This window comes from Candidatus Gracilibacteria bacterium (assembly GCA_028687475.1).
Classification (GTDB): Bacteria; Patescibacteriota; Gracilibacteria; order BD1-5; family UBA2023; genus STC-74.
In genome coordinates this window covers 43,121-60,007 of record JAQUAB010000005.1, presented here as the reverse complement: position 1 = coordinate 60,007, position 16,887 = coordinate 43,121, and the positions used below count along the sequence as shown (strand labels likewise).

4 protein-coding genes are annotated in these 16,887 nt (G+C 43.6%); all 4 read right to left on the bottom strand.

The window, feature by feature from the left end; genetic code table 25:
- Positions 1-154 precede the first annotated feature (154 nt).
- A complete protein-coding gene (gene ftsH / locus PHY14_05030) occupies positions 155-2,128 on the bottom strand; it encodes an ATP-dependent zinc metalloprotease FtsH (protein ID MDD2694247.1) in 1,974 nt (657 codons plus the stop codon).
- A gap of 102 nt (positions 2,129-2,230) precedes the next feature.
- Positions 2,231-3,202 (bottom strand): hypothetical protein, encoded by a 972-nt coding sequence (locus tag PHY14_05025; protein MDD2694246.1) that lies wholly within the window; start codon positions 3,200-3,202, stop codon positions 2,231-2,233.
- 25 nt (positions 3,203-3,227) lie between these two features.
- Positions 3,228-4,691, bottom strand: coding sequence for a ribosome biogenesis GTPase Der (gene der / locus PHY14_05020; protein ID MDD2694245.1), 1,464 nt, complete (start codon positions 4,689-4,691; stop codon positions 3,228-3,230).
- A 90-nt stretch (positions 4,692-4,781) separates the two neighbouring features.
- Positions 4,782-16,784 (bottom strand): VCBS repeat-containing protein, encoded by a 12,003-nt coding sequence (locus PHY14_05015; GenBank protein ID MDD2694244.1) that lies wholly within the window; start codon positions 16,782-16,784, stop codon positions 4,782-4,784.
- Positions 16,785-16,887 lie beyond the last annotated feature (103 nt).

The window sequence follows — 16,887 nt, the reverse complement described above, 5'->3', positions numbered from 1 at the left end:
GGATTTTGCAAATCCTCCTACTTACCTTTAAATATAAAAAGAATAGAAGATGTAATTTTGGCTTTTTTATAGTATGAATTTTATCTAATAGATCAAGAAAAAGATCTATTGAACGGAAAATACAAAAAATCCCCCACTTTCGTGAGGGAATAGACTACATTGCGACTTTCTGTGGAACACCTTCCACTCCTTCGAAGAATGCATCGAACTCTTCCTGAAGCATCTCTTCACGTTCGAGGAGAGCATTCGCGAGATTCTCGTGGAGAGCCTTGTTCGTAGTGATGATCTTCTTCGCGAGAGCATAGGCATCGAGAAGGAGCTTGCGCACCTTCGAATCGATGAGATCCTGTGTCTTATCAGAGATGACCTTCGCATTCGTCTGACCACCGAGGAAGTTGCCTTCACTCATATCCGGAGCGAGATTCTCTGGCCCGATATCACTATCGAAACCGAATCGCATCACCATCGCACGAGCAATCTCGGTCGCACGCTCGATATCTGAGCTCGCACCCGTCGTGATATAGTCAGGACCGAAGAATACTTCTTCTGCTACACGACCACCATAGAGAGTCGCGAGTTCATCTAGATATTTCGCCTTCGAAGTATAGGTTCTATCTTTCTCAGGGAGGAACCAAGTGACGCCACCAGCGCCACCACGAGGAAGGATAGATATCTTGTGCACTGGATCTGTGTGTGCGAGCATCTTGCCGACGATCGCATGTCCGATCTCATGGATAGCAGTGAGCTTCTTCTCGTGTTCGGTCATGCGGAGCGATTTTTTCTCATTTCCCATCACGACTTTCTCGATAGATTTCTGGATCATCTCTTGAGTGATACTTTTCGCACTATTCTTACCAGCGAGGATAGCAGACTCATTCAGGAGATTCCCGAGCTCAGCACCAGAGAATCCGACGGTGATAGCTGCGATCTTATCGAGATTCACATCATCAGCGAATGGTTTTCATTTCGCATGGACGTCGAGGATCTTGCGACGGTCTTCGAGAGTTGGGAGATTGATGGTCACCTTGCGATCGAATCGTCCTGGACGAAGAAGAGCCTTATCGAGGACATCAGCACGATTGGTTGCTGCCATGACGATGACATTGGTCTCGTTATCGAATCCGTCCATCTCCGTGAGGATCTGGTTCAATGTCTGTTCACGTTCATCGTGTCCACCACCGATACCAGGAGAACGCTTTTTCCCGATAGCATCGATCTCATCGATGAAGATGATCGATGGAGCATTGTCACGAGCATCCTTGAAGAGGTCACGTACACGAGCAGCACCGACACCGACGAACATCTCGACGAACTCAGAACCAGAGATAGAGAAAAATGGAACATCAGATTCACCTGCAACAGCACGAGCAAGAAGCGTCTTCCCCGTTCCTGGAGGCCCCTGGAGCAGGATACCACGAGGGATTTTCGCACCGAGGTCTTTGTATTTCTGTGGACTCTTGAGGAAGTCGACAATCTCTACGAGATCTGCTTTCTCTTCTTCTGCACCAGCAACATTCTCGAATGTCACTTTCTCATCCATCTCAGGATCATACATACGAGCACGACTCTTGATGAACGCCATCGGACTTCCCATGCCTCCACCACCCATACGACCCATGATGAAGAAGAGAAATACGATAAAGAGAAGAGTTCCGAGAAGTGATGGAAGAAGATCTGCCAGAACAGTACCCCATCCTTCTTCTTTGATAGTCACCTTGGTGGGATTGGCTGGATTCGAGAGACCAATATCAGTAATCTCGAGATTTACCGGAAGTATCGTTCGATCTACTTCGCGACTCGTAACCACCTTTCCATTCACGACATTTTCTGTCGCCTTCTTCTTTGCCTGGATATTCGCGCCTTGAATCACTACTTCCTCATAGACTCCAGAACTATAGTTCTGAGTAATCTGATTGAGTCCGATATCATCATTGTAGGTGATTTTCTCTGTAGAGTAGTTACGAATTCCGTAGATGATAGCAAAAATACCAAACCCAACAATAATCGGATAGAGAAAGGTACGAAGAGTAATCTCATAGACTTTCACATTCGCTCATTTTGGAAGTTTTGGAATCTTTGGAACTTTGGGAGTTGGTTTTTTTTGTGGTTTTTGATCTTTTGGTGCCATGAAAAATAAAATCAATAGGAAAATAAGAGCCTGAAATAGGTCAATTTAGTATATGAAAACCTGCTCAGAAATCAAAAGGAAGTCGAGGATAGATTTGACGTCCTAGAATGAATAAGGATAGAGAGATTCTACAGAGAGAATCTTCCATTTTGGATCGTGAGTTTTGAGGAGATCATAGATTCCCTGGAAGTGCATTGCCCCATAGACGAGGACAATATTCTTCTGGGTATCAGCTTCGAGTGTCTTGACGATGAATGCATTGCGATCATGAAGAATCACATCGAACACTTCAGGCGAAAAACCTGATGCAAGCGAATCAAGGGAACTATTATTCCTGAGAAAGAAATTCAACATGGAACGCATGAATGGAGCCAGCAGAACGCCTCGTTCTGAGGCATCGAGCTGAGCGATTTCTGCTTCGAGGTCGATAGGACTGGATTCAGGAACTACAGCACCTGTTCCGATGAGATTCATGATATCATCGAGAGAAATATCCACATTCTGGAGGCTTCCTGTAGCCACTTCAGCATAGATCGAGTCATCTTGGGATATGAGTCCGAAAAGAGACGAAAAATTCTCATACAGTGTCTTGGTCATCTTGATACCGAGGAGCTTATCGAAACGTTCCTGATTCTCAGGAGTTCCTGGTCTGACTCACTCAGCATAGATCGTATATCCCGATGCAGCAAGTTCTGTGATTCCATTTTTTACTTGAGCATAAAATGCTGGTGTGGCGATATGTGACATCTGATAGACGACAATATTTTTGTCACCATTGGTCAGTATGACTTTTCCTACTGCGGCAGGGAAAGTGTTCTGATATGCGATAAATAGGAGTAGAATCCCTGAGAAAAACCCGATGACGGAAGCAAAAACAAGCGTCGATCGGATAAAGTTGGCACGAAAAGAAATATCTTTTCCCCGAAGCATTCGGACAATCAACGATGCAATGAGTCCACAAGAAAGAATCTGAAAAATACCTCCAATAAGTCCAGAAAACCCTGTAAATCCCCACTGCACGAAAAGTGCGAGAAATGAGAAAAAACCAGTAATGATGAGAAACTTGCGAGACATTTTGATATTGTTTTTAGACAAATATTTATCTTCTTTTCTTCTTCTTGGTAGCGAACTTCTTGTCTACATGATCGTCACGACGAATCATATTCTCCCCTTCCTCTTCATCACGTTCAGGACTCTTGTCCTTGTAGATACTCTTGCGTGAATGAAGTTCAATATCGATAGGCGTTCCCTCGAATCCGAAAATCTCACGAATCTTGTTCTCGATATAACGAACATACGAGAAATGAAAGTGCCCAGCATTGTTCACAGAAATCACAAATCGTGGAGGATTGATATCTACCTGAGAACCGTAATAGATTTTTGGCTTGTGGGATTTCTTGTTTCCTGTTGGAGCATGATCGTAGGTAATCTGATCGAGAAACTTATTGAAGACACCCGTCTTCACACGCTTCTGACGCTCAGCACGAATCTTGATCGCATGCTCGAGAACGAGATCGATGCGTTTCCCTTCAATCGCCTGAGTAAACACCACTGGAGCATAGGAGAGAAAATCGAACTTCTTCGCGAGGTACTGCATATATCGCTCGAGAATGGTTTCTCTTCCAACATTTGGCTTATTGAGCACCTTATCCCACTTGTTCAGCACAAGGATAATTCCCTTTTTCGCTTTCATCGCTTCGCCGACGATATGCTCATCCTGATGAGCAATACCTTCGAATGCATCCAGAACCACCGCAACCACATCAGCACGCTCGATAGAGCGCTCTGCGCGCATCACACTCCACTGTTCGATATTCGCATTCCCGATTTTTCCCGCTCGACGGATACCAGCAGTATCGATGAGACAGATTTCTTCACCTTGGAATTCGATAATCGTATCGATAGCATCTCGAGTCGTTCCGGGCATATCCTTCACGATAGAGCGCATCTCTCCAGAAATTGCATTCACGAGAGAGGATTTCCCGACATTCGGACGACCAATAATCGCGAGCTTCAATATATTCTCATCTTCGAGCTCTGTATCTGCCTTGGACTCGAATCCATGTTCACGAAGGGTTTTCGCGATAGCAATACGGAGTTCTTCCATACCGCGTGTCTGCATCGGACTCGTTGGGATCACATCACCAAGACCGAGCTCGAGAAGCGCATACGATTCTACCGCACGTTTTGGATTATCTGCCTTATTCGCCACCACGAGAATCGGTTTATTGGAACGACGAAGCTTCTTCGCAATATGCTCATCGAACTCTGTGATACGATCGAACTCGAGGACAAAAAGAATGAGATCGGAGCTCTCGATAGCATCATCCACACGTCCGCGAACATCAGAAAGGAGTGTCTCATCATCTGCCTGAACAATACCTCCAGAATCCGCAAGGATATAGGAAAAATCTTGTTCATTGTCATGAATCTTGAATTCGATAATGTCGCGTGTCGTGTTCTCAATATCAGAGACAATCGCGATACGATGACCAGAAAGAGCATTAAAAAGACTCGATTTTCCGACATTTGGTCGGCCAACTATAGTAACTCGTGGAAGCATGAAAAAAGGGATTATATGGTTTTTTGTTCAACAAATGTGTCTGATTTTGACGGGATTATAGGGAGAAGTCCAGAAAAAGCAAAAAGGAAACTATTTCGTCATGTAGAAGAAATTCACCTGATAGAGAACGGTTGCAATCGACTTTCCATTTTTCTGGATTTCGACGGCGAGATACCCATTCTTGTTCGTCGCCACAAGAGATAGTCCAGAAGTGAGTAGATAGATATTTCCATCATTTGCCAGAGCGGCAATTGCTTGTTTCTGATCATCAGTAACATATGCTCCGCCAGGAATATTCGGATCCTTCAGGGTCGCAAGTTCTGCACGATATCCACTCTCGGCTGTCACGATAACACTCGGAATTGTTTTTTCTGAAGCAGAAAGAGAAATACTGGTAGACGATGGAAGTGAGAGAAATTCCTCAAATAGAGTTTTTCCATTCGTGCTCTTGTACTGGAACTTCATCGGTGAATCCACTGTTGCCGTGAGAACTTGTATATCCAGTTTCGCACTTCCTGTCGGCAATCCATTTTGTTCATTGATCACGAATGTTCCGCCAGAATAGGAGAATCGAGCACCACTTCCCGTGAAGAGACTTCCCGTCGCGAATGAACCGTCATCGAGAGAAATGGTTCTCTCTGGAGCTATGATACTCACTGGCGTTCCAGAACGAACGCGCAAGAAATGAATTGGTTCATTTTTCTGACCATCCACAAGCGATCCGTAGAGCATTCCTGTCGCGGACACGGACTGGATCTGTGGTACTGGAGCATAGACTTCGATGTGAATCGGAGTGGTTGTTGTATTTCCATATTCATCTTGGACTTTCAGATTCATCGTATATTCTCCGAGCTCATCATATGGACCAAATGTGAGATTTTTGTCTGTAATACTGACTCATGAAGCGGAAGTCATGTAATCATTCGCATAAATACCATCATCATTGGTATCCTGAGTGGTATCTGGATCCACTGTGACCATGTATGGACTGATTTCTGTGATGATATCTGTGAGTATATAGGATTTCGTCTGATAGACTGGGATGCGGATAGTATCGGCAATATCAACCACTGGAGCACCGTGATCGAGCGATGCCTGCGGTGTGAAGAGAGTGATTCCCGCATGAACACTCGAATCGAGAGACGAAAGTCGAGCATTATAGAATCCATTCTCATACGGCACAGAAATAATATTCGAAGTACTGAGTGTCGGCAAAGACATAATGCGGTATTGTCCTCCTGATTCGAGAGTCGTCTTCGTATCATGCGTCACATCACGAATCGTGAACGTACCACCGAGATTCGAGATTTTCATACCTGGAAGAAGTGGCATACCAACGAGAGCATCATCATATGAAGTTTTCTCAGTCACCATCGTATCGAAGAAATAGACGCGACCGCTCGTGAGAGAACCTGAAAGTGTATCATCGAATATATACTGTGAATATGGTTTGAGCGTGAGATTCTGCACTACTCCATCACCGAGAGTGAATGTGATTCGGGCATTGGATTCACCCGTATAGAGTGGACGTCCATAGGTGAGTGAGAAATTCGTACCCGCGGCAACTGGAGTGACTTTCGGTCATTCGAGGATAAATCCATCCGTTCCAGAAATCTTATCGAGAGAACGTTCGAGTGGATGAACCGTTATACCATCAGCGCTCGTATCATGTGAAGTATCTTCTGTAATAATATCGACCACACTTCGAGGAATTTTCTCTTCATCATGTGCATCAATATGGAGGAGATCCCATTCCGTATAGCGATCGAAGAATTCGAGGCGGAATTGTCGGTCTTGGTTCTGTGCCGCAGAGAAATTGAGTTCAATCTGTCCAGGACTCGCTGAGAATTCTTGGAAAAAATTCGGAGCTTCTGGTACAAGTGTTGGATCAAGGTCAGAAATAGTAATAGTCGTATCCTTCTGCTGACTTGGTTCATGTGCATGACTCGACTTCAGATAGAGGACACCATCCATGAGATACAGATAGTCTTTGTCTCCGTCTTTGTCGATATCGAGAACATCGACCGTCTCATCTCCGAGAAGTGGCTCTATGTAGTCGAAAAGTCGGGTCTGAACACCGCTCGGTGTCAGAATATAGATTCCCTCGAACTTCGGAGAATATCCATCTGCTATGATTCATCCACTTTCTGGAGTCACAGTAGTTGTAGTGACGGCAGCAATCAGACGTTTCGTACGATTCTGGAGAGAAGTACGTTCTGTCTCCATACTTGTATCAACATTGGATGAAGTGGAAGAATCTTGAACGGAAGCATTCATGAATTCATTGTATCGACTGAGTGCTGTTGTTCCTGCATCATTGGCTTCACTGACGAATGACGCGGTTCCAATATCATTTTCTGAAAGAAGTGTATTCGGATGTTTCATTGTATCGATGAGTTTCTCGATATCTTTCGTTTTCGCCTCTTCTGCCTCGATATATTGTTTCAGGAGTTTCACTTGCGTATCGGTACTTTCTTGGAGTTCATTCATGACTTTCTCAGATTCAATATGTGACTTCTGGAGTGCCTTATTGAGTTCATCCGTTGATTGTCCACTCTTGAGCAGTTCACTCTGGAAATACGGAATAAAATCTGAGACATCCATCATGACATCTGCATATGTATCAAGTTTTGCTATCATCTGACCAATAGTTGCACCCGAAGATTCAGAGGAATCGAGATAGGACTGGATGGCTGGAACTGACACATTCACATTTCATGGAGTCTGAATACTCACATCTTCTACTACTCTCGAAGGAATGGAATGACCCAAATCCGTATTGAATTGATTCAGTGGCTTCACGGCATTCCGAGCAAACTCAGTGATAAAATCTGACCGTAGTTCGAAATTCACATGTGACTGAACGCGAATTTCTCTGAGAGTAGGTATAGAAAACTGTGGAAACTGTAAATTCAAGAAGTCAATCGGAAGAGTTCCCTGACGAGCAGTACGTTGAGCAATCACATCTCCCACTTGCCATTCTGGAACGAGCATGGATTTCTGATAATAACACTTGATAGTCTGATATAATTTCACAAGATTCGTTACAATCGAAACTGAACCAAACATTTTTGGAAGTTTTGGTGGTGGAGGAAGTGGTGGAAAACTCATCTTCGGGAGAGATGGAAGTTCTGGGAGAGATGGAAGTTCTGGAAGATGAGGAAGACGTGGGAGAGATGGAAGTGTCAGTGAGAGTGATGGAAGAGATGGAAGTGTCAGTGCTGGCAAGTTCGGAAGACGAAGCGGTGTGACATTGAACTTGAAATCAGGAACATCTATTGTGATTCCGAGACGAACATCAGAGAGATCCAGAACAACATCTGGCCATTTCGAGAATTGGATAACAGGAACACTTGGGATAAATGCACTAATAAGTTTGAATTTAAAATAATCCAATGTGTATCGTTGATTCTGACAGACGGCACATTGTGCATTTCCCGTACGGAACACATCGATAACTGGCTGCCATGATTTTGCTATTGCCTTCATGAGTACATAGAACTCTGCCCACTTCTGGAATCGGACACCATTTTCTTTGATCCATTTTCCAGTGAATTGTTGAATGGCATCAATATTACACATAGCCCAAGCCGTATAACGCTGACGCCAAGTGATATAATTCTGCATTTTATCAGGGAATTTCCTATACTCATCGATCATTCTGAGTCCATTCTCGACACTCGCACGAAATGCAGAAACATTTGCATGTGTTTTCTGATCGAGACACTGGGCATCAGGTGTTCCATTACACCAATTTTTCTCCATTCTATCGATTTCATCATTATATTGATTCAGAGAACGAGCATATTTGTCGAGTTCCTGTGGAAGTGGCCATGGTACATTCACCGTCACTGCAGATTGGCGAATACGGAGGAATGGAATCTGTCATATGAACTTATATGCTGCTCTGAGAGCATTCGCAGATCATACAACTGTATTGATTGTCGAAGAATTTTCCTGTACTGTATTGTCGAGCCAATTCTCATACCCAGCAGAAAGTGAACTATTTGAACGAGTTTTATTGGTAAAAGAACTGGTAACGTCGGTAGTATCAAATGCTCCCTTCATCTGAGATTGGAGTTCTGTGAGAGAAACACGATCTGCGAGAGTCGAAAAGAGTTTTCCATAAGAATCGACAGATCCGTCCGTCTGAGCATTTGGTCAAAGTGTTGTTGGAGGAATGATTACGAGATTCGGGAGTGAGAAGAGATTGTTCGAGATTTCTGCAACCTGACGAGTCACCCAATCCATGATAAAATCTGGAAAATCAGACACTCTTTTATTTTTTACTTTTACGATTTCGCCAACTGTGAATGGTTTGCTCGAATCAAAATCAACAGCAATTTCTGTTCATCATCCATTACCGATTCGAATCATAGGACCTCCAGACAAATTTCGTGAACCACGTTTTGAGAGTGCTGTATAGATATTATTGAGCTTCGTGGTATCCTTACTCTTGAGATAACTCACCACAGAATCATAGAAATCTTTGTCGTCTTTCTCGGAAGTTGCCGTGGACTGAAGCGAACAACTTTCACCATTCCATGTATCGGTTGTGCTTCCGAGTCATGAAACACCGATAATATTCCCATCATCTGCAGATCCATCACCTCTACAGATTGGCATCGGCTGAGCGAGTACAATACAATTTCCTCATGAAACAAGCGGATATAAGCCAGGGAATGGAAGTCTTCAAATAGCTGACGCAGGTCCGCCCATACAGATTGCTACCCCCATACCAAGAGTCAAAGTTGGAGTGACAAAGATACGAATTTGGTTGGTAGGAGCCCATGTTCATAGGTCTCATCACGCTGATGGGGATCAGCAGAATGGTCATGGTACATATGCGAGACTTGATTGTGGATAAACGATAGGGAGACAACATGGAGTATCTCAACACATTGTTTGTTTTCCTGTCAGGGAACTAAATATCGGCACTCCTTCTCAGACATTGAGTCCATCCCCTACCGGCATACCAAAAATTGACGGATCAGATCCAGGAGCCAGTGGTGCCCAGTTCACTGGGAAACTCATACAAGAACCACCACCGAACCCGCACGATAATCCATCAGCAAGATTCTTGGCAATTGTATTTATCTCATTCGCCGAACTCGATGAGAGTCCGATATCTATGACATTGCCTTCGCTATTCATATTTGCATGGGCAAGACTACTCGTATTCGGAGTAACACTCGAATCACTTGTCATCTGTGTATAAGCAGCCTGACGATCTGAGAGTGACATATTTTCGACACTGTCTGGAGTTCCGTTGTTATCTGCATCAGTGAGTTGTGATGCGATAGAATCTGGAATAGTAGCCGCGGTGTATGAGCGTGTACCACGAGTATACACTCGAGCGCTATCTGAACGCCAGAGTACCATATTCGCCCCACACGTTGTCGATGATTCGAATCCAACATCTCCATAGATATCATCCCCCACTTCTCCTCACTCGAGTTTCCCAACAATCATTTTCCCATAACTGGTTGCCAACGCTTCCACTTCATAGATGATATGGAGTGTCGCTCATGCGGGAATATCCTTCAATACGAATGAAGCATCATAGGTGTCATCTGCCGTTCTGAATACTCTTTCCTCACTCTGTCCACTGAGAGAAAGAGTATATTTGGTCGTATTTTCTGTGGTAAGATTTGATGGAATTGTATCGAGATATTCCGCATCCTTGATAGAAGATGTTGAGGTATTTTTGATAGTGACATCTACTTGAACCTTGCTTCCTGCGACGAGACTTTTTGCAGAAATATTTTTATAGGTTTTTGAGATTTCCATTCCATAGGCACTCGCATATTCACTTTTCACATACGTAATGAGTTTTGTTGGATTCGGAGTGATATTCGGATCAGTCAACATGGAAGCTATCGTGCCTGTCATAGACGATACATCTGTCACAAGAATATCGGATCATGGGAGAATATTTGTCGCTGTTGTATCATAGACAGTTCTCTGGAAATACACTTCTCATTTCAGCATCGTATCATCGGTTCCCGTGTTCGTCGTTGGCATATTGAGGGTCTCAAGCTGTGGCACAACATTCGCTGTGATAGCACCGCCAGAAATCACTGGATCACTCGAAAGCGAGACGGTCAGGGTTTTATCGAGAATATTTTGGACGAATTTTCACTTCTCTACTGTACCATAGAGCACACCGAGTTCTCCCATTTCTGTCAGATACACGATGTCATCACGATTGTCTGCATCCATATCATAGACTTGGAACTGAGTAATTCCAGTCGGCCCTACGACAGACATTGTATCACTGAGAGAGATCGAAGTGCGGGTCAGTTTCCGTGAATCATTGTCGACCAGAACGAATGATCATCCAGCAGTGAGTACGACGATATCACCATATCCATCTCCTGTGAAATCCCCAATTGATATTCAACGATTGCCCACATCAGGAACCGACGCAATCATTTTCTTCGAACGGAATTTGCCATTGATATTCAAGAGTAGTTCTATATATCCATCAGTATACACAATCACGATATCTTCATTTCCATCATGATTCATGTCCTTGTGATAGTATGACCGAATAGCACCATGTGCACTCGATGCAATCTGCGTACCAATCGTACGATCGATTCCCTCTTGTTCGGTTCCTACAGCACCATGGTCGACATGAGCCACTGGATCTCCGAGATTCACATAGGTATACGTATGGAACCAACGAGATGCTTCTCCGACGGTATCACCAGCACTATAGGAAAGAAGAAGACGATTCTGATCTCTCCATCCGACTCCTGGCAATTCTGAGAGTGACCCGAGTGAATCGATATGATTCGGCCCGATTTTTTTCTCATCGAGTGTCTGTGTCGAATCTGGTGCAACGACACTATATCCATGAATATTCGGAGTGAATTCTGTCACATAGTTCTCTAGCACAGACATGGAACTATCACGATTCTGGAGAATCGGAGTCGAAACGGTAGATGATGTGATATCACTGGATTGAAGGACACTCGCATTCACATCAGTTGCAACAATCAGACGAGCAATTATTTGATCATCGTATTTCACAGATATTTCGAGATGTCTCGATGACAGAGATGCCTCTGGAACGAGCGTCACACCACCCATGAGTGTGAATCATTGTCCATTTCGATACTGGAGCAGGTTCGCAGTCTTGGTGCCGAGAGCAAGAGAACCCTTCGTAACCGTAGATTGATATTCAGAACCACTGAACGCTATGAGTCGAATATGAGACTTTTCGAAATACGAATCACACGTCGAATCAGAAACAAGATTCTCTGTACAAATATCAAGGTCAGGATTCAACACTGGATATCCTACACGACCGACTTCTTTATGAGAGACATCGTCACGCGCTGTGAGAACGAGTGTATTTTTCTCGAGAGAGATTCCTGCTGTGACCGCGGTATCGATCGATTGTCCGAAAGAAAATCATCATCATGGAATAACCGAAAGAAGTGTATTCGTGGTATATGGAGAATCGAGAAGTGTACTCACCGCGAGACTCGACGATGCACCTGGAGTCACATCGTAGAGAATCTGTTCTCCTTGGCGAAGGAATGAATTCCCTGCGAGGACGGTATATCGTGCATTGTAGTCAGGAAGAAATGAAAAATCTGTCTGTGTCGGTGGAACATAGAGCGAAGCATACGTCACACCAGTGAGCGTATAAGAACCGCTTGCATCAGAATACGTGAGCGTATTTTTCGCAATATCTGGAGCTTGCATCTTATAGAATCCAGTCTTGCGCGTCTGTGAATACACTCCACCCGAGAATGCAACCGTCTGCGATGCATCAGTATCTCGAGTCATCGTAGCAGTCATGTTTCTCGGAGAGAGATTCCCATAACGGTCACGAAGGACAAAAGAGAATGTCGTATCCGAATAACTCGCATTCATATACATAGGAGCACCTGCGGCAATCGTGAATGAAATGTCCGAAATAGTTCCAACTCCAGGAATGTCGAGTGTCAGCATATGTTCTCCTGCCACACGACCAGGGACGAAAGTGAAGTCAGCGCTTTGTCCTGACTTGATCTCGACGGTTGTCCCACTTGCGAAATATCCAGCCGCTTCTGGAAGAGTTATATCGGCCACTGACGAGAATCCAGAAATCATATTTCCGTTTCCATCAAGCACCTTGATGTGTGCAGTAATCGGTGATCCCGCAACTACTGGCTGCGATGAACGCTCGAATACTACTCGCGCTGTTGGGAAAATATCGATAGCTGTCTCGGTCTGAATCACTCCATCAATACTGATCGAGAGTGTGAGCTTTCCTGCAGTGGAAGACCCATAAGAGAGAATCAATTCGGAATCAATCGAATCCAGATTGAGTTCACTGACATGTGTTCATTCTGAATCGATGATATATCCTCATTTTGCTGTGATGTTGATACTATGCAGCTCTGGAGAGAGGAGATTCCCGAGCTTGTCTGTGAGACGAAGTACTCCGAGAGAATCTGAACCAACGATAAGTGCGGAAGATACAGGAGTAAAAGTAGCTTTCGCTATGGGACCAGAACGAACGGACAACGTCGTGTCACCATAACGACCGAGAGCATCACGAATCACAAAATGATATGTCCCAATCTTTTTCGTATAGTTGTATGAGATGGTATAATCATTATTCGGAATCGTAATCCCAGACTCGATGAGAGAATCATCGAAAGAGTCGTAGATATCAAGTGTATAGGGGAACTCGTCTTTGAGGACAAGACCCGTTGAAGTCTTCGGTGCAAAACTGAGCTTCACTGGACTTGCGAGCGTCGTATCGATGGTTCCCATTGCTGATCATTCTACAGTCGGAAAAATATCGATCGACTCATCACTGACACGGAAATTCAGATTATCAGAAACAGATGTGTATGTCGTCCCATCTGGAAGCGGGATAGAAATAGTTGCCCGAAGAGTAGATTTGAGGAGTTTATCGTGTGAGAGAATCACAAATGATCATCCGAGGTTCGAGTACGGACTCTGTGCAGGTGCAATCTCGAGATATCCTGTCGCGGAAGTTGGAGAAATAGTCTTTCCCTGAGATTCAAGAGTGATGATTTCGAGCTTCACCGTGGAACCTATCGGCAACTCGATATGTGCATTATCTTTGGTGATAAAATCATACTCAACAGTGGAAGACTCATTCACTCCGATCGCTGTTTTTGGAATATTGTAGACGAGTTTCGCTGCATCATAGTATGCTTTCATTTTCTCAGTATCATTCTGTATTTCTTTGCTCGGTGATGTCGAAGATCGAGTATTATCCGTTGCACCTATAGTACTCCCCCCACACGAACCACCGCTGATTCTCGGCGGAAATAAAGATGCAATCCAACACATGATAGCACTTGGCCATTGGAAAATCATCACCCCTTCTGGAGGTCCACATTTCGCACTTGCCTGATAGTCACTCGTTGGAGATGCAACCCCATCTTCACCCATATTCAACGCTTGGATCTCTGCAAGCGTAGTCGCATAATCGGTCTCGAGAGTATCGGATGCAGAAAAACTGGTATTGAGTGGAGCAAGTGATGAAAGTCCGAGATAAGCAATATCATACCCAGAACCCATTTCTGGAATTGATGGTGGATTTTTCGTGATATCACTTCCATACTGGTGAGAGTATGAGAGAGATGTTTCAATCGCATTTTTTGCTTTCTGAGTGATATCTGGATGAAGCCAGTTCTGTGCTTGGATTATTTTATTGATAGCATCGTCCGAAATAAGGGAATTCCAATCAATCGGAGTGGACGGAAGAGGAGTTGATGCAACTTTTGCGTTCGCTTCTTGTTCATACGCAGAAAGTGTTGTCGCATTTTCTTTCGCAATCACTGCATTCCACTGCTTTTCTGAGAGATCCTTGAGCCATGCTCGTACGGTTGCGACATCTTTTCCAGGAGATTGGAAAAAATCTGGATATTCGAATCGAGCGATATTTCCTTTTGCAGTGAGAAATTCTACACTCCGTTTGATATCTACTGGAGTTGATGGTGTGACACCATTGGTAGTTGCGGCCGCGATTTCTTCATCTGTGGGTGATATATGTTTCCAGAGAGATGGAATCGTATGATAATACCGATCTTCATAGTGCGTAATATCTGTATATCCTGAAGCGCTTTCTATCAATGTTGGAATATGAGAATAGATTGTTCAATCATCCGCGAAATAACAATAATTCCCCAGAGATTTTACACTTGTACCATCAATATGAACTCCTCCGACAAAACATGTTTGCGATTCATAATCCGCAAGGCTTTTTGGAAGATTGGGGATAGAAGTGAGAGAATTATGTTGTGTCAGACAACTATAGCGAGGATCCTTTGAAGTTCCATTCCATTCAGTTGGCCATTTTATAGTTCGAGAATTCCCAAATTCATCTGTAATAGTATATGTATATGGTTCAAGAAGTGAGTACTGATAAGAATCGACACTACAATCCGCAAGACTGGGATTCGCAAAACGCGGAGTTTCTTTCATTCCTTGAAGAGAAAAAATTGGCAGCGAATATCATTTTATCTGTGAGTCAATGTCTGTATTGAGTACATTCGCAGCATCAGAACCAGCATCTGCGACACGCAGAATAGTATTTCCTCCCCAATATGAAGTCATCTTCGGAGAACCACTACTTGTATCAAAACAAGAATAAGAAGCATTTCGATGAAGTCTTGTCAATTCTTCGGTATCAGCCGCAAGAAGCTCAACATGAGATTGTGTTGCATTGACATCATAGCCGACATTTGCCTCCACGAGAACCGAACGACCAAAATCAGTCGTCGTGCCAGAGTATCAGCGTGCAATAGTACACTGGTCTGGATTTGTGATTTCAGATGATTTTTTCCCGAAAAAATATCCATTGTATACTTTATCAGAAAAAGTGTTTGTTCCAAAAGCATCGGGTGCTCCATTATTCCTGTAATTAATACTATCAAAAATCACTACCTTTTTCGGATAGCCGGAAGTATTTATCTGATTATCAATTGCTTGCTCTAGTGCTGTATTCCCTTCCTTGAGTATACTCGCAGCAACCTCATCCATATATGTTCCCTGAACGGTCGCTTGATCGACACGAACCGTTGATCCGCTCGTATACCTTCCAGCATTATGAACGAAAAGTTGCTCATCCGAAAGGGTCTTCTTATTCAGAATCTCATAAAATTTCTTGATATAGGCTGATGTTGGCTGAACTGTCTGAATATCAGGAAGTGAACTCACCAACTCTCCACTGAGTGTATCGCTTCCCTTCGGATAGCCAAGAGAAGCGATGTATTCATCGAGCTCTTTATCAGAATGGGTGGCATCGTAGTTCGAGATAGCATTTCCAATATCCGTGAGCAAATATTTCGTGAATCGTTTATAGACAAAATTCTCAATATTCTTGATATAGAGATCATATTGGAAAACGCTTTTCGGAACAATCGCTGCACTCTCATTGTATCCATCGTAATAAAAAACTCTCGGAGGAAGTGTGGAAGAAACAAATTTTCCGCTTTTCGTATAGAAATCATGTGTCTTATCGAGGAATTCGCTGATTTTCTCTATATCAGAATCTCCTTGCCAAGATCGTCCAACACTCGGATTGATCACACCATGCCAGATATCCACATCAGTACTCTCAGATGCATCTGGAGCATACTGATACGTATGAGAATGCTGGTTATAGACGAATCGTTTCTCATCGAAATCGACATATGGATACAAACTCGGGAAAGATTCACTATCACGATGGACTACAGGAATAGGAACATTTCCGATCAGAACCGTTCCGACAAGACTCGTGATTCCGTCTTTTCCATCTCCATCATAATACAATTTCTCATTCTGAGCAGCGATCGCTTCTGGTGGCGTATCTTGCTGAACGACAAAAAGCGAGACGCGTGTATTTCCGAGATATCCCTGAATATCTTCACTGTATCTTTTTATTTTGGATGAGAGCTTCCCATATGTATCACGATCTACCACAATCGATACGAGATCACGATAATCATCAGCCGCAGCCTCAGTACGATCGAAAAAAGAAACCTGAATCGTCTGAGATACAAGAAGACAAAATATCAGAAATACGGAAAGGTGCTCTTTGAAGGAAAAACGAAATATATTTTTTCGCATAAGAAAGGCGTTTTGAAGGTATTGGAATGTCACTCTACGGCACTACTCGAATATCATTTTTTATTTTCACGAGGATTTTCCCATAAATATATGATTTTTTGGC